Annotated in this window: 17 protein-coding genes and 1 riboswitch; of the genes, 15 read left to right on the forward strand and 2 right to left on the reverse strand. The window is 46.4% G+C overall.

Features of this window, described 5'->3' with window-relative positions; genetic code table 11:
• The first annotated feature begins 35 nt into the window (after window positions 1-35).
• Entirely contained in the window at window positions 36-995 is a 960-nt protein-coding gene (gene cbiB / locus H70737_RS06095; protein WP_042185612.1) for an adenosylcobinamide-phosphate synthase CbiB, read from the forward strand.
• An 8-nt stretch (window positions 996-1003) separates the two neighbouring features.
• Window positions 1004-1660: a histidine phosphatase family protein gene (locus tag H70737_RS06100; protein ID WP_052404184.1), complete on the forward strand. Its 657-nt coding sequence runs from the start codon at window positions 1004-1006 to the stop codon at window positions 1658-1660.
• Between the two features lie 106 nt (window positions 1661-1766).
• Here H70737_RS06100 and catA read toward each other — a convergent pair whose 3' ends face one another.
• Entirely contained in the window at window positions 1767-2426 is a 660-nt protein-coding gene (catA, locus tag H70737_RS06105) for a type A chloramphenicol O-acetyltransferase (protein WP_042185618.1), read from the reverse strand.
• Between the two features lie 167 nt (window positions 2427-2593).
• On the opposite strand from catA, the gene H70737_RS06110 reads away from it, so the two are divergent.
• The 8 genes from H70737_RS06110 (at window position 2594) to H70737_RS06145 (ending at window position 9840) form a co-directional block, all read left to right on the forward strand.
• Complete coding sequence (locus H70737_RS06110) at window positions 2594-3130, forward strand: P-loop nucleotide/nucleoside kinase family protein (RefSeq protein WP_042185621.1); 537 nt, start codon at window positions 2594-2596, stop codon at window positions 3128-3130.
• A gap of 125 nt (window positions 3131-3255) precedes the next feature.
• Window positions 3256-4707, forward strand: coding sequence for a MocR-like pyridoxine biosynthesis transcription factor PdxR (gene pdxR / locus H70737_RS06115; protein WP_042185623.1), 1452 nt, complete (start codon window positions 3256-3258; stop codon window positions 4705-4707).
• A gap of 19 nt (window positions 4708-4726) precedes the next feature.
• A complete protein-coding gene (locus tag H70737_RS06120; RefSeq protein ID WP_042193411.1) occupies window positions 4727-5659 on the forward strand; it encodes a D-alanine--D-alanine ligase in 933 nt (310 codons plus the stop codon).
• On the forward strand, window positions 5652-6815 hold the full coding sequence (locus H70737_RS06125; RefSeq protein ID WP_042185624.1) for an aminotransferase class I/II-fold pyridoxal phosphate-dependent enzyme: 1164 nt from the start codon (window positions 5652-5654) through the stop codon (window positions 6813-6815). Before H70737_RS06120 ends, H70737_RS06125 begins: the two co-directional genes overlap by 8 nt.
• 92 nt (window positions 6816-6907) lie before the next feature.
• Window positions 6908-7969 (forward strand): nicotinate-nucleotide--dimethylbenzimidazole phosphoribosyltransferase, encoded by a 1062-nt coding sequence (cobT, locus tag H70737_RS06130; protein WP_042185625.1) that lies wholly within the window; start codon window positions 6908-6910, stop codon window positions 7967-7969.
• On the forward strand, window positions 7966-8514 hold the full coding sequence (cobU, locus tag H70737_RS06135) for a bifunctional adenosylcobinamide kinase/adenosylcobinamide-phosphate guanylyltransferase (protein ID WP_042185626.1): 549 nt from the start codon (window positions 7966-7968) through the stop codon (window positions 8512-8514). Before cobT ends, cobU begins: the two co-directional genes overlap by 4 nt.
• Window positions 8511-9326: an adenosylcobinamide-GDP ribazoletransferase gene (gene cobS / locus H70737_RS06140; protein WP_042185627.1), complete on the forward strand. Its 816-nt coding sequence runs from the start codon at window positions 8511-8513 to the stop codon at window positions 9324-9326. Before cobU ends, cobS begins: the two co-directional genes overlap by 4 nt.
• A 187-nt stretch (window positions 9327-9513) precedes the next feature.
• Window positions 9514-9840, forward strand: a complete 327-nt coding sequence (locus tag H70737_RS06145) for a YnfA family protein (RefSeq protein WP_042185628.1) — start codon at window positions 9514-9516, stop codon at window positions 9838-9840.
• A gap of 58 nt (window positions 9841-9898) precedes the next feature.
• On the opposite strand, the gene H70737_RS06150 is transcribed toward H70737_RS06145, so the two are convergent.
• The gene (locus tag H70737_RS06150) at window positions 9899-11587 is read right to left on the reverse strand and encodes a methyl-accepting chemotaxis protein (RefSeq protein WP_042185629.1); all 1689 of its coding nucleotides are present in this window, start codon (window positions 11585-11587) and stop codon (window positions 9899-9901) included.
• Window positions 11588-11930: 343 nt separating this feature from the next.
• A riboswitch (PreQ1 riboswitch) is annotated at window positions 11931-11976 on the forward strand.
• A gap of 10 nt (window positions 11977-11986) precedes the next feature.
• Here H70737_RS06150 and H70737_RS06155 point away from each other — a divergent pair.
• The 5 genes from H70737_RS06155 (at window position 11987) to H70737_RS06175 (ending at window position 16253) form a co-directional block, all read left to right on the forward strand.
• Window positions 11987-12700 (forward strand): queuosine precursor transporter, encoded by a 714-nt coding sequence (locus tag H70737_RS06155; RefSeq protein WP_042185630.1) that lies wholly within the window; start codon window positions 11987-11989, stop codon window positions 12698-12700.
• Between the two features lie 209 nt (window positions 12701-12909).
• Entirely contained in the window at window positions 12910-14391 is a 1482-nt protein-coding gene (locus H70737_RS06160) for an AMP-binding protein (RefSeq protein ID WP_042185632.1), read from the forward strand.
• Entirely contained in the window at window positions 14388-15539 is a 1152-nt protein-coding gene (locus H70737_RS06165; RefSeq protein WP_042185633.1) for a thiolase family protein, read from the forward strand. Before H70737_RS06160 ends, H70737_RS06165 begins: the two co-directional genes overlap by 4 nt.
• On the forward strand, window positions 15536-15937 hold the full coding sequence (locus H70737_RS06170; RefSeq protein WP_042185634.1) for an FAS1-like dehydratase domain-containing protein: 402 nt from the start codon (window positions 15536-15538) through the stop codon (window positions 15935-15937). Before H70737_RS06165 ends, H70737_RS06170 begins: the two co-directional genes overlap by 4 nt.
• Window positions 15912-16253 (forward strand): MaoC family dehydratase, encoded by a 342-nt coding sequence (locus H70737_RS06175; protein WP_042185636.1) that lies wholly within the window; start codon window positions 15912-15914, stop codon window positions 16251-16253. Before H70737_RS06170 ends, H70737_RS06175 begins: the two co-directional genes overlap by 26 nt.

Raw genomic sequence — 16253 nt, forward strand, 5'->3', positions numbered from 1 at the left:
TGGAGAAACAGAAGATTGTTCAGAGGTGATCGCCTGTGACAATCGCTTTAGTACTGCTTGCGGCTTATATAATTGATCGGATCGTAGGTGATCCGCGTAGCTTGCCCCATCCCGTAATCGGTATGGGCAAAGCAATCACGGCTCTGGAGCGGGCGATCCGTCGTTTATGGTCCCACCCGCAAAGCCTGCGCAGAGCAGGGGTGTTACTTCCGCTATGTGTGGCGGGTGGTGCTTGGGCACTGACAGCCATTCTGCTATGGCTGCTGTCATATATCTCACCGTGGCTCGTCTGGATAGCCGAGGCTTGGTTGATTTCAACCACGATTGCCTCCAAGGGACTGAAGGATGCAGGAATGGCAGTGTACGTGGAATTGCAGAAGGGCGATATCCCTGCTGCCCGCAAGGCGTTGGGGATGATCGTGGGGCGTGATACGACTTCGCTAGATTCCCCGGAAATTGTGCGCGGCACGGTAGAGACTGTAGCAGAGAATATCGTCGATGCGATTATTTCTCCATTGTTCTATGCGCTCATCGGTGGTGCGCCGCTTGCTATGGCTTATAGAGCAGTAAATACACTCGATTCCATGGTGGGATATAAGAATGATAAATACCGAGATGTCGGCTGGGCATCCGCTCGGCTTGATGATGTTGCCAACTTCATTCCAGCACGGATTACGGCATTGCTCTTGGCACTGTGTGCATGGCTGCTTCGTCTGGATTGGCGCAATTGTTTGCAAATGGTGAAGAGGGATGCGCGTCTCCATCCAAGCCCAAATAGCGGCTATCCAGAATCCGCTGTTGCGGGCGCACTTGGTATCCGTCTCGGAGGAGAGAACGTCTATCATGGTGTCGCTTCTTTCCGAGCCTATATGGGTGATCCGGTACGAGCGATGGAGCCGGACGATATTATTCAGACCTCGCGGATGATGATGCTCTCCTCTTCAATTTTTGTAGGCTTATGCGCGGTTGTGGCATGGATATGGATCGGGGGCTAATGCTAGACATGGCGTTTCCTTCAATAGAGCTAGAATTAGTACTTGTCCGCCACGGGCAAACTCAGTGGAATGCTGAGCATCGTTACTTAGGACATTCGGATCTCCCGTTGCTATCTAGTGCAGTAGAGCAGCTATCTCAGCTTAAGCAGCAGTCTGAAGTATCGAATGATTTTTGGTGTGTATTTTGCAGCGATTTGCTTAGATGTCGGGAGACTCTAGCTTACATTTCTCCTTCTTTAGAGAAGGTGGCTGTCTACGATCCGCGTCTACGCGAAATAAATTTTGGAGCTTTCGAAGGCTGTACTTATGAGGAATTGAAGGATAACTCACTGTATAGAAGGTGGATTGATAATCCTTCCACAATTACACCACCGGATGGTGAAACATGGGCGCAGTTTGACGAACGGTTGCGTAGCTTCCTGTCAGATCTGGGGCGAGGGGCTGAGGATACATTTGTGCAGGCTGCAATTAGTGAAAAAAAGGCTGAGGTAATAACAAACAGGGTATTGGTAGTCACACATGGTGGTGTTATTCGGAATTTCCTTGCACAGTTAATTCCTGGTGTCACATTCTACAGCGCAGTTGCACCTTCTCCTGGAACAGCAATGGTACTCAGGCTATTTTGGCAGAACGGGCAATGGTCGGCAGATATTTCGGGAAATTGATGAGAAAATCAAATGAAAAAAAGGGTTCCACATATTAGGTATACCTAATATGTGGAACCCTTTATGTTTAAACTATCGTTGGCCCTCAGCAGAATAAAGTGGATAATTAGATGTTAGGTAACCATTCCTTATAGGTATCTGCACGTGATTGCAATTCATTATACAGCATGCTGGCATGGTAACCGTCGCACACGGCATGGTGGAATTGCCCCGATATTGGTAATAGTATTTTTTTGTCTTGATGAAAATATTTTCCTATAGTAAAGATGGGAAGCAGGAAGGTTCCCTCGTTATACACGTTCAGGTTAAAGCTCGTGAAGCTGACCCACGGAATACTAGAAATAGGGAAGGTGTTCGGTGGTTCGTTTGCTTTAGCGATAAATTGTTTCACGCTTCCGTACATTTTCATATCATCCAGATAACGGTTATAGAAATCATTAAACTTTTCACCGTACGAAGTCCAGATGCTTGAAAAAGTCTTATCATCATCATGGAAAATTGTAAAACTAGGTGACAAGCTATCCCAATAACCTAATCTACCTTCAGAATCAAAGCATGTGCGGAATTCACTATGACGGTTCACCACCGTAGTTATCATGTGGATTAGTGCTGGGTACAGCTTAATTCCCTTATGCTTAAGCTCTGATAGTAGAAGGGTGATATCAATATTTGCGGTCATGCTATAGGTGCATCTGACATTGTTTAAATAATGTTCAAAATAGGGTTTTCTACTCCAGTTATCAATGACAATCGGGTTAAAAATCATTTATTATGACCTCCTAAAATTATTTCATTTTTCATTTTAGGAGGTCTGCTGGACTGATTTCACCATATCCTTATCACAATCCTTTGAGAAAGTATTTTGTAACGATGAGTATACCATCATCATCGCCGTAATTAAACTAGATCAAGTGGAAGGAAGATGCATTTATAATGCTGAGTGAAAAGTTGGTTATTGAAAAATTGCTTCAGCAAAAGCGTACGAGTGTTGCTTCCATCGTAGTAATGATGTGCGGTGTAGCGGGGTCGGGTAAAACAACCTTTGCTAAAAAGCTGGAGAAAGAGGGATTCGCCAGACTTTCGATAGATGAAGATATTTGGGCCACGCACGGACGTTTCGGGGTGGATTATCCAGAGCAGAATTATGAGTCCTATAAAGAAGAGTCGGAGATAAAGCTGCGGGGGGAGCTGGTGAATCTGCTTCAGGCAAAACATCATGTTGTCATCGATTTCAGCTTCTGGCAACGTCAGAGACGGAACGATTACAAGCAACTTATTGAGAGTTATGGTGGCGTGTGGGAACTGATTCACTTAAAAATTCAGCCAGATGAATTGCGTCAGAGACTGCTTATCCGGAGTGAACGTTTTGACGCTAATGCCGCATTTCCGATTACTGAGGACATACTAACCCGGTTTTTAAATGGTTTTGAGATCCCTGCTGGAGAAGGGGAGCTTGTGATCGAAGCATAGATCTATAACTTGATTTTTTGGGCATTTGTCCCCTCAAAGAACCACAGCCGGATTAAAATCCCATGGCTGTGGTTCTTTTTTTAAGCGAGTGATTGTGCCATGATAGTCATGGGGGCGATTGAGAGATGTTTAAGGATTTTAAGCTCATAGCCGGACGGCCGGTGTATATACAAATTAAAGACTATATGAAGCACTTAATCATAAAAGGCGGTCTGCAAGGCAATCAAAAGCTGCCCTCCACACGAGAACTCAGCACATTGCTTAAGGTTAGCCGCAACTCCGTAATCTCTGCTTATGCAGAGCTTGAGGATGATGGATTTGCGTATGCCGTGCAGGGTCAGGGAAGTTATGTGGCACCTACACCTCCCGGCAGTGAAACAATCTCTTCCTGGACGATGGACTGGAAGACGCGTATCAATGATCATGCGCGGCTGGCGGAGGATCTGGATATCATGAAGCGCGGCATACGAGCGGAGAAGGGGACGATCTCCTTCACGAGCATCGCACCTGATGAGAGTCTTTTTGATCTAGATAATGTGAAACGCTCCTTTATGGATCGTATGTCGGTGGAAGGCAACGTCTTACTAAATTATGGATATGCCAAAGGGTATAAGCCTTTAATAGACTATTTGAAGCAGTACATGGAGCACAAAGGCGTTGAAATGAAAGGCAAGGATATATTGATCACCAATGGCTTTACAGAGGGATTCGATATTGTATTGTCAGCACTTAGCAAAAAGAATGGTTCGGTCATCTGTGAGAATCCAACGCATCATACGGCGATCAAAAATCTGAAGCTGAATGGCTTTGAGATCACCGGGATTCCTATGGAGCGTGATGGGATTGATCTGGTTGAGCTGGAGAAGGCATTGCAGGAGCAAGCTTTTGACTGTGCCTACTTTGTCCCTTCTTATCATAATCCGACCGGCATTGTAATGTCTCCCGAGAAAAGACAGAGGCTAATGAAGCTGATGAACCGGTACCAAATACCAGTGATCGAGGATGGTTTTAACGAGGAGTTACGCTATTCGGGCTCACATGTGGCTCCACTTATCGCAGCAGCAGGGAGCGGCAACAGCGTGATCTATCTAGGTAGCTTCTCAAAGGTATTATTTCCGGGACTACGCGTAGGCTGGGTGCTGGCAGATCAGGAGCTGATCTATTCTCTCGAAAGCGTCAAGCGCGCACGTACCATTCATACCTCGACGTTGGATCAATCCATTTTGTATCAGTACTTATTAGGTGGCCATTTAGAGAAGTATTTGAAAAAAGCCAGAGCGGAATATAAACGAAAATATGAATTAACCCTGCAATGCTGTAAGGAGTTTATTCCTTATACGGCGTTATCAGGGGATGGCGGATTGCATCTTTTTGTAACCTTCGCGGAGGGCTTTAATACAAGGACGCTGCTGGCGGCCTGCCATGAACAAGGGGTTATTTTTACAGCAGGAGATATATTCTTCACAGACGGTAAAGGTCAAAATACGATACGGATCGGTTTCTCCAGAGTGACGGATGAGGATATCCGCAAGGGGATCGAGATTATTGGCAGAACAGCACGACAACTAATGGGATAAAGAGGTGCTTGAGATGAAGATGAAGGTAGGCGTAATTATGGGCGGGGTGTCCTCAGAGTATGAGGTATCCATGAATAGCGGTAGAGAGATTTTGAAGAATCTAGATCCCAATAAATATGAGGTTGCTCCAATAGTGATTACCAAGCGTGAAGAGCTTATTGAGCAGGCAAAAGGAATCGATATCGCGCTGCTTGCGCTCCACGGAGCTTACGGAGAGGACGGTACGGTTCAGGGGACGCTGGAGACGATGGGGATTCCTTATACGGGTAGTGGCGTTTTGTCTAGCAGCATTTGTATGGATAAAGATCTTTCCAAAAAGCTTATGCGCTGCTCAGGCGTCAATACGGCGGATTGGCTGTGCTGGGATAGTATGAAGGATTATTCTCAAGAAGCCGTAGAGCGGATTGGATATCCTGTTATGGTGAAGCCATGTGCAGGCGGTTCGAGTATCGGTATGGAAAAGGTGAGCAGTAGCGAGGAGCTGTTGAGCGCAGTAGAGAAGGCTTTTGCTTGTGATCAGTCGATTCTGATCGAGAGCTACATTCAAGGCCAGGAAATCACTTGCTCTATTCTAAATGGAGAGATGCTGCCCGTTTTGGGAATCACCTCGGCGCATGCGGAGTGGTTCGATTACAGTGCGAAATACGAAGATGGCGGGGCAGACGAACGAGTCATTGATCTACCAGCTGAGGTGTATGAGCGAGTACGTGATGCAGCCTTAACTTGCTACAAAGCACTAAAATGCAGCGTGTACGCAAGGGTGGATATGCTCATTAAGGATGGTATTCCATATGTGCTGGAGGTGAACACATTACCGGGCATGACGAAGGCGAGTCTTTTACCAAAAAGCGCGCAAGCGGCAGGTTACAGCTTCAGCGGACTGCTGGACGAGATCATTTCCCTTTCCCTAACAGAAAAGAGTCCGAAAGAAGAGGTGCTCAGTCATGCATAATGAATGGATTACTCCGCGTGTACGGGAGATTGCTCCCTCGGGGATTCGGGCTTTTTTTGACCTAAGTACAGGGAATCAGGATATTATATCGCTTGGTGTAGGCGAGCCTGATTTCGTTACACCGGAGCATGTAAGAGCTGCCTGTATTCGTGCTTTGAATAATGGGGAGACGATGTATACACCAAATTCCGGCTTGTTGGAGCTTAGAGAAGAGATCGCCTCTTATCTGCACACAAGCTTCAATCTCCGCTATGAGCCAACAAACGAGATTATGGTTACAGTGGGAAGCAGTGAAGCCGTGGATTTGGCTCTGCGGGCCTTTATTACACCCGGGGATGAGATTATCGTCCCTTCTCCGAGCTATATTGCGTATTCGCCGATTACTCATTTGAACGGTGGGATTACGGTAGAGGTTGAATCTTCAGCCGAGCAGGGTTTTAAACTTACTCCTGAAGCGTTGCGGCAGGTGATTACCCCGCGTTCCAAGATTCTTATGGTGAATTTTCCGACTAATCCTACAGGAGCAGTAATGACTTACGAGGATTGGCTACCCATTGCACAGATTGTAAAAGAGAATAACTTACTTGTCATTTCAGATGAAATCTATGCCGAGCTAACCTATGATAGTCAGCATGTAAGTATTGCCTCTCTTCCTGGGATGTTGGAACGAACGATTGTCATTAGTGGCTTCTCCAAAGCCTTTGCGATGACTGGCTGGAGAGTAGGCTATGCTTGTGGTGATCAGGAATTAATTGCTGCGATGCTCAAAATCCATCAGTACACTGCGATGTGTGCTCCGATACTAGGTCAAATCGCTGCCATTGAATCACTGCGGAACGGTATGGAGCATAAGGACCACATGAAACGATGCTTTGATGAGCGAAGAAAGCTGCTGGTTAGTGGATTTCGATCTATTGGTTTACCGTGCCACGAGCCGGAGGGTGCATTTTATGTCTTTCCTTCCATCGCTAATACCGGAATGAAGTCAGAAGTTTTCGCTTTGCAGCTGCTCAAGGAGGTTGGTGTTGCTGCGGTTCCGGGGCATGTGTTTGGAGCGGGTGGAGAAGGGTATATTCGCTGCTCTTATGCAGCATCCCTACAAAAATTGACGGAAGCGCTGGAGAGAATCGAAGGATTTATGAAAGTGAAGTTGTAATTCTAGTGGTCCCCATCTATCATAGATGGGGGCTTTTATGTGTAGATAAGATAGAATAGGTTATACGGATATCTTTAATTGGAGGTTAAAATATGATTTCATCTATTCAAGAAGTAATTAAACGAATCACACCAGCGGATGAACAGTCTTTCCTAAAGGCGGAGCACCGCTTGAACATTCTAACTAAACCACCGGGCAGCCTGGGACAATTGGAGACGCTGGCCGTTAAGCTCGCCGGAATTTCGGGTACGGAGCAGCCTAGTTTCACCAAACGAACGGTAGTTGTTATGGCTGCCGATCACGGTGTATGCTGCGAGGGAGTTAGCGCGTTTCCACAGGAAGTCACAATGCAGATGGCCTATAATTTTCTCAGCGGAGGAGCGGCTGTGAATGTACTGGCACGCCAAGCTGGGGCTGAGGTAAAGTTCGTAGATATCGGTGTTAACGGCGACCTTAGTCATGAGGATCTGATTGATTGTAAAGTGCGCCGAGGAACGGATAATATAGCCGTGGGACCTGCGATGAGTCGTGAAGAAGCGATGAATGCTGTGCTTGTAGGTATAAGAATCGCACAAGAAGCGATTGAGAACGGGACAGAGATTTTTATTACAGGTGAAATGGGCATAGGGAATACAACGGCTAGCGCAGCTATTCTGTGTGCTCTAAAAGGAATACCACCTGAAGTAGCCGTTGGAAGAGGAACGGGAATTGATGATGAACGTTTACTACATAAGATTGCAGTTGTGGAACGCGCTTTAAAGGTGAATCAGCCGAATCCGGCAGATCCGCTGGATGTATTGTCCAAAGTAGGGGGACTGGAAATCGCCGGTTTGACGGGTCTGATTCTTGGCGCAGCTGCTGCCAGGGTACCTGTCATTTTGGATGGTTTTATTTCGGGTGCGGCAGCTCTTGTGGCGAAGGCGCTTGCGCCAGAATCCATTGCTTATATGATAGGCTCCCATCTATCTGGAGAACAAGGACATAAGCTGATGCTGGAGCGGCTTGGGCTTGAACCGTTGTTTAACCTGGGTCTTCGTTTGGGTGAAGGAACTGGAGGCGTATTGTCCCTTCATTTAATTGAGGCGATATGCCGCATTTTGAGCGAAATGGCCACCTTTGAAAGTGCAGGCATCTCTGGAGCTGGGAAACAATGAGTATTCTTGTAACGGGAGGGGCGCGTAGCGGGAAAAGTGGTTTTGCAGAAAAACTGATGTCGTCACTGGCAGATCAGGCCTTCTATGTTGCAACCGGACAAGCGTTTGATGATGAAATGAATGAACGGATTGCACTGCATCAGCAACAGCGCTCGCAAAGCGGATATGCTTGGGAGACGTTAGAGGAGCCTTATGATTTGCCAGATCTTCTTAAGCGTTTATCTGGTGAAAAGGCGGTTCTCGTAGATTGTCTAACGTTGTGGTTATCGAATGTACTGCTAGCCATGGAAGGATTTACGGATAGGCAAGAGTTGATTGAGAGCGAGATTACAAGACTTGAAGACAGTGTACACACATTTCAAGGAAACCTCATTTTGGTCACTAATGAGGTTGGAGATGGTATTGTTCCGGAGTATGCGCTTGGCCGATTGTACCGTGATCTGGCAGGACGTATGAACGCGCTGCTTGCTCGGCAATGCGAGCAGGTTTTTTTAGTGACTGCGGGCATTCCAATTGAACTCAAGAGCAGGGAGTATCGTTTATGAGGGAGCGCAGGGATGCTGCCGCGGCTGCCTTTCAGTTTTTGTCCCGGTTTCCTGTAAAGAGTGACCCTGGATTTTCTCCTGAGCTGCTGCGCCGAAGTGTGCTGTTCTATCCTGTGGTGGGTGCAGCTATCGGACTGTGCGTAGCTGCTGGGGCAGCTTTGACGGGTTGGATTTTACCGGCTTGGCCAGCAGCTGTTATTACCCTCATCTTATGGGTAGGACTTACTGGCGGCCTGCATCTCGATGGTTGGATGGACAGTGCGGATGGTCTGCTAAGCTACCGACCGAGGGAACGGATCCTGGAGATTATGAAGGACAGCCGTGTGGGTGCGATGGGTGTGCTCGCCTGCGTGCTGCTCTTGCTGTTAAAGGTCTCTTTAGTGGCAGCATTAATCGAAGGCTACGTCTATTACGAGCTGCCACTGCTCTTGCTGCCAGCGATCTGGAGCCGCTGGTATATGGTGCGGGCTATGGTGCGTTATCCCATTGCCCGCGGGAACGAGGGGCTGGCTGCGAGCTTCGCCGGCCTCGCTCCCTCGCATGAGCGGCGCGCGCTGGCGATAGCCGCGCTGCTCTCGCTAGCCGCAGCCGGTGCGCCTCTGGCGCTCGGCGCTGGCTTAGCCGCGTGGCCGCTGCATCTGGCGGCAGCGTTACTGCTGCCGGCTGCGGCCTTGGCCAGCGGCACCGTGGCTGCGCAGCGGATTAGCAGCCGGCTCGGCGGGCTCACCGGCGATGTGTACGGCGCGCTGAATGAACTGCTAGAGGCTGTGCTCCTACTAGTATTAGTGCTGCTCCAGCACAATTTCATGTGAGTCGCTCTTGCGGGTGACGCATAGTAACCAGCTCGCTCAATCTGATTTTATACTCTATTGATGCCTTGGGTTAGCTATTTGGTGGCCCGATTCTTGCTTGTACAGATACTTGCTAACCGTGATGACGTTGTATCATATTTTGCGAATCATTTGATATTTTTAGAGTTCAATAGGAAAGAGGGATGACATGGTTGCTGCCATTCTACTATTTGTAATTGCTGGCCTTGCTGAGATCGGAGGCGGATATTTAGTATGGTTATGGCTAAGAGAATCAAGACCTCTCTGGTACGGTTTGGTAGGTTCTTTGATTCTGATAAGCTACGGCATTATTCCTACCTTGCAGAAGTTTCCATCCTTCGGAAGAGTGTATGCAGCTTACGGCGGGGTGTTTATCGTGCTCGCTGTGTTATGGGGCTGGCTAGTAGACAAGAAAACACCCGATGTATATGACTGGGTTGGTGCTGTTATTTGTGTGATCGGCGTTTCGGTCATTCTTTGGGCGCCAAGACACTAACAAAACAACCCGTTCAACACTTTCGTGTGAACGGGTTGTTTTTATTTAAGCCTAAGCTTTAGATCTTAAATTGTTGCACAGCTTCCTGAAGCTTCTTAGCCTGCTCATATAGATGCTGCACGGTTACTGCATGTCCTTCAAGCTCTATACGTTGGCGCTCGGAGTTCTCGGATAGTGTGTCCGCACTTTCTTGGGATCTTGAAGTGATTTGTGCGGTTTCCTCGACGGAAGCACTAACTTCTTCTGTACTTGCTGAGATTTGCTGCGTAGCCGCAGATACGGATTGAATATTCTGATTGATGCTTTGGATCAGAATCAGAAGGTGATTGAAGGCATCGCCCGCTTCTGCCACCTTGCCTACCCCGGAGGCTACCTCAGAATTCACATGGTTCATCTCAGTAACGGAGCGATTCATATCTTCCTGAAGTCCGAGTAGGAAATCACGAATCTGCTCATTCGCATTACGGGATTGTTCGGAAAGCTTGCGTACTTCTCCGGCAACCACGGCAAATCCGCGTCCATGTTCTCCTGCACGTGCTGCTTCGATCGAAGCATTGAGCGACAGCATTTGGATTTGCTTCGTAATTTCAGTAATGCTATGAACGACTTCTCCGATCATTACTGAACGTTCATTCATAACTTGTAATTGCTCCAGCGACTGCAGGGAGGCACGTTCAACATGGCGCATTTGCAGAACGGCACTTTGGGCAATCTCATTACCGCCAATGGCTTCAGCGGAAGCTTCACTGATCTGCTCAGTGACTTCGGTGGCTGCTGAAGCAATATGCTGAATGCCGAAATTGATTTCTTCCATAGCTTTTGAATTATCTAGAGCGCTGCTCGCGATGGTCGTACTACCTTTGCCAATTTCTACAACAGATGTACTAGAGTGGTCTGCCATTTCATTTAAGACCTCAACACGTTCTCTTAAAGAATTGGAATCGGTGACCACAGTATTTGAGGTGACGAGTACATGTCCGATCATTTCTTTTAAGCGCAGGGTCATTGCTTGGAAGCTTCTGGACAGTTGAGCTACCTCATCACTGCCTTTAACCGTTAATTCCTCTGTGAAATCTCCCTCTGCGAGACGGGCACTGTAAGCTGCAAGCTTTGAGATAGGACGAGTAATCCGCATACTCATAAACCAGGCACCAGTTGAGCCTATGATCAGCGTTAGCAGAGTGATCCCGGCACTGGTCCACAGAATACTGTCTGTTTTTTCTTGAATAAAGCTTACATCACTGCTGATTCCGATAACCATCGTACTTCCGGGAATTCCGATATAAGCTGACTTATGTACACCATGCGAGTCCTTGTATGTATCGCTTAGTCCGCTCTTTCCTTTAAGAGCTTGCTGCATTGCAGAGGACACCTTAACAATTTCCTCCGGCTTTAATTTTGCATCATGATCTACAGACAGAACCTCAGCTTCCTTGCCTTTTAGATTGAGTAGAAAAATAGTCTCAACCCCATGCTGCTTTCTCTTATCCTGGAAATAGAATTCAAGATTGGTGGCTGCTTGTTCGTTCTTCTTTAGTGCTTGCTGAGCATGCATTGTATTTATATTCTTATATACGTCCTGAGCAGCTGCAGTTAGAATTTGATTGATTTGTGGCATGACATAGCTGTTGAAAATACTGGTGGATATAAAGTAGAAGCTGGTACTTAACAAAAGAGACGTGAGTAATAGAACTACAAATAATAAACGCGTAAATCTGCGACTGATCGACTGCTTGAAACGAAACATATTGTTCTCCCCCTTTTTATGGGCAGCGAAGCCCCATTTCTTTATATCCCTACCGACTGCTAGTGACTGGCAACCTGCAATATATTCCATAGTTATGTAATATATCAACTAAATGGATCGGGAATGAAGTGTTTGATACTATTCTATAGAATTAACCTCTGGATGAATAGTGAAAGTTTTAGTTTATAGAGCATATTTTTCTGAAAAAGATGAATTATTACTGACACTTTTATTTTTAGTTAATAAAAATGGGTATAAATACCCATTTCATAAATTGTTTATTTTTATGGATTGTTTGACGACAGTGTGATAGAGTATTAATGTTTTGTTCCAAAACTTAATGTAAGCCGCGGTTCGTAACCATCCCGCGTAAACAAAACTAGGAGGAGTTTAAGCAATATGTTTAATTTGATGTGGGGAGTTTTATTTGTTATTGTCAATTTTGCTTTTTTTCTACTCTGTTACCGCCTGTTCGGCAAAAGTGGAATGTATGCCTGGGTAGGTATCGCTACTGTAATTGCAAACATTCAGGTAGCTAAGACGATTGCTATGCCATTTGATATCGTGATGACACTCGGAAATACGATGTATGTCACTTTGTATATGACCAGCGATTTGCTTAATGAGAAGTACGGAAGAGCAGAAGCACGTAAAGCGGTTTGGTTTGGCTTCTTCACCTTGCTTATGACGACAGTCATTATGCAAATGGTACTAGTATTTAAGCCGCAAGAGACCGATATTGCTCAGTCTTCTTTGGAGACGATCTTTGGTCTGATGCCTCGACTAGCGTTGGGTAGTCTAACTGCTTACTTCATTAGTCAGTTCCTAGACGTTCGGTTGTACTCCTGGATTCGCAAATATTACAGCACCTCAAGTCAGTTGTGGATTCGTTCCAACGGCAGTACGATGGTTAGCTCCTTTGTGGATACACTAATCTTCTGTACCATTGCATTTGCTGGGTTGTATAACTGGAGTGTGTGGTTTGAAATTTTGCTTACAACGTATCTAGCGAAATTCTTACTAACCGCAGTAAGCACACCTATCTTATATATCGCCCGAACTTTTACTTTTGCTGAAGATGGAATACCATCATCCGCTCATAAGAAGGAATAAACAACAATACAGCCAGCGCGTACCGATCATAATCGATGCGCGCTGTTTGATTTTTCCAGTCGTAAGAGAGCTCAATCGTTCCATATAAATATGTACATAAAATTAATATAAAGCTAAAATAAGCTATCGTAGCCATTCTAATTGTATCCCGAGCGAAGAGAGTGTACATAATCGGTAGTCACAGAAATTACGAATAGGTGTGGTGAAGGATGAATCTAGTAGTTCCTATACTGCGTCATGCAGCAGAACAGCCCGACAGCATTGCCTTAACCCATTACCAAGCAACTCATACCTATGCAACATTAGTGCAAGCGATGCGGAGAATTGCCAATGGTCTACAGCAAAAGGGCCTTAAGCATGACAAAATCGCTATTTTATCTACAAATCGCATTGAATTTGTCGAGGTTTTCTTGGGGGCTATTTATGCAGGTTGTGTTCCCATTCCTTTAGATCCCAAGTGGAGTGCAAATGAACTGCGGGTTATTATAGAGCAGTGCCAGCCGACAATGATTTTTGCCGAGCCGGAAGCTGCAAAGAATTTGGTCTTCAAGGACCAAGCCATCCCAACGCTGACTTTTTCAAATGAACGAACAGGTTCCTATGATCAGTGGTTGAAGGCTCAGAAGCCAGAAGCTGAATTGGATGAGACGAACGAGTTATTATTTATCGGCTTTACTTCAGGCACAACGGGGCTACCCAAAGGATATATGCGTACCCATTTATCGTGGTTAAAGAGCTTTGAGGTATCGAGTGCTGCCTTTGAATTGGACGCTATAAAGGATGTTTTAGCACCGGGTCCGTTTGTGCATTCGCTGTCCTTGTTCGCTGTAATGCAGAGTCTGTATGGTGGAGCAAACTTTCATATCACGCAAAAATTTAGCGCCACACAGGTGTTAGAGCTGTGCAAGCAGATTCCGGGTGTGGTGTTGTTTGTTGTACCGACAATGCTTGAATCCATGATGCAGCAGGCTGTTCCTGGGCAGACGCAGATTGATGCGATTATTAGCTCAGGTGCAAAGTGGTCGGAGTTGTCCAAAAAAAAGGGCATAGAAGTGTTCGCTGGAACGCGTCTCTATGAATCCTATGGTTCCTCAGAAGCGAGTTATATTAGTTATTTGGATGTTCTGGAAGAGCATAATCCGAACTCTGTAGGCAAGCCCTATCCCGGAGTGCAAATTTCCATTCGTGATGAAGAGTTTCGTGAAGTCCATACGGGGGAGATTGGGCAGTTATATGTGCGAAGTGATATGATATTTCTAGGCTACCATCAATTACCGAAGGAGACCGCAGCAGCTTTTCAAGAGGGATGGCTTGTGTTGGAGGATTATGTTTATCAGGATGAAGCTGGTTATTTATATCTGGCGGGTCGCTTGAAAAATAGAATCATCTCCGGTGGGCTGAACGTTTATCCAGAGGAAATAGAGCGAGTACTGGAGCATCTTCCGGAAATACAAGAAGTAATGGTGCTTGGCGTCCCTGACGATTATTGGGGAGAACAGCTGGCAGTCCTCGTGAAATGGAATGGTGCAAAGCATTTATCTATAGACGAAATAAAGAATTATTGTCGCCAGTATTTAGCAAGTTACAAAGCGCCGAAGCTGCTGCTGACAGTTGATGAGTTTATCTATACAAGCAGTGGAAAAATTGCCCGGCAAGCGATGAAAGACTATGTGAAAAGAGCGATGGTATGATAGAAGCAGTAATTATTATGGCAAAACGTACACCGATTGGCAGGATGGGCGGCTTATTAAGTACATTTGAGCCGGAAGCATTACTGGCGCCGCTTATTCAGCATATTGTGGCAGAGACGAATCTGCCCGTAGATATGATCGATGATGTGATTATTGGAAATGTGGTCGGTCCGGGTGGAAATATTGCCCGGGTAGCTGCGCTTGAAGCGGGACTGCCTGTTTCGGTTCCGGGCGTTACTGTGGATCGGCAGTGCGGTTCTGGGCTAGAGGCCATTAATATAGCAGCACGGCTTATTCAAAGCGGCGCAGGTGAGATTTATTTAGCGGGCGGCGTTGAGAGCACGAGTCGTGCCCCTTGGAAAATGGCTAAGCCCCAAACCTTGATGGGGGTTCCGCAGCTATATACCCGTGCTCATTTTACACCTAGCGCTTACGGTGATCCGGATATGGGAATTGCTGCGGAAAATGTAGCGCGGAAGTATGGGATTTCGCGAGAAGAGCAGGATCAATATGCCTTGAAAAGCCATCAGAAGGCCGTTCATGCTCAGCAAAGTGGTAGGTTTCAGCAGGAGATTGTACCTCTTCTGGTTGAGGGGGAGTGGGTGAACACCGACGAATGTCCAAGGGCTAATACGAGCCTGGACAAGCTGCGAAAGCTACCTTCAATCTTTGAAGAAAAGGGTACTGTCACCGCTGGAAATGCCTGTCCTATTAATGATGGTGGGGCGCTTCTATTAATGATGTCCCGTGAGAAATGTCGGCAACTCAAGCTTAAACCTATCCTGCGTGTCGTAGATGCGCAAGCAGCAGGTGTAGATCCGAATTATTTAGGTATGGGCCCAGTTCCAGCTGTACAAAAGGTGTTACATCGTCAACAGCTGACCATAGCAGATTTAGATATCGTAGAGTTTAATGAAGCCTTTGCTTCACAAGTTCTAGCCTCACTGAATGAGCTTCAAATCCCACAAGAAAAGGTCAATCTTGGAGGAGGCGCATTAGCCATCGGTCATCCATATGGGGCGTCCGGAGCGATTTTAATGACGCGTTTATGTGCTGAAATGCAGCATACGCCTTATAAAAGGGGACTTGCCACTTTGGGCATTGGCGGCGGGTTGGGGCTGGCAACGCTTGTGGAGATTACGGAATGAACAGTGTCCGACATCGGATTCTTATGACTGCTGAGTGGATATCGGATTACGCACAGAGTATTGAGGCACCCGTGCAGACGACTAATGGCAATCTAATTGCTCCTTCTACGATGCCTATTATTTTCTGGCAGGCCTTTGATATTCCTTGGCTTAGCAAGGGAGAGCCTTTGCTTCACGGCAGTCAGAGATTCTCATATCAAGCTCCGATTACGGCAGGGATGACGTTAGATTGTGAATTAGCATTAACGAGCAAGGTGCAAAAAGATGGCCGGCAGGGCAAGCTGACCTTTTACACACATACGCTGGTTTGTAAATGTGAGGACGAGCTTATAGTCACCGCAGAAACGGTGTTAATTCGGGTAGGTGATGATCATGATGAGAAAATGCATAACGGCTGAGGCCATCCAGCAATATGCAGCAGCTTCCCAAGATCTGGCCGCTATTCATCTAGATGAGGATGCTGCAGCTGAGGCTGGATTTAAGCGGCCCATTGCGCATGGGATGTATCTAATGGGATTAGCCCAATCCTTATATATCGAGGCGCATCAGGCACAGTGGATCACTCAATATGATATGAAATTTCATAAGCCTATAGAGGTCGATAATGTCGTGATTTTTGATTTTTCGGAGGATGACTGCATGGTTAAAGTGACCCTTACAACAGAAGCTGGCAATGTTATTGCTTCGGGAGCTTTTTCAGTGAAAGAGGTGTAG

Origin of the sequence: Paenibacillus sp. FSL H7-0737 (genome assembly GCF_000758545.1) — a bacterium.
Taxonomy (GTDB): Bacteria; Bacillota; Bacilli; order Paenibacillales; family Paenibacillaceae; genus Paenibacillus_AQ.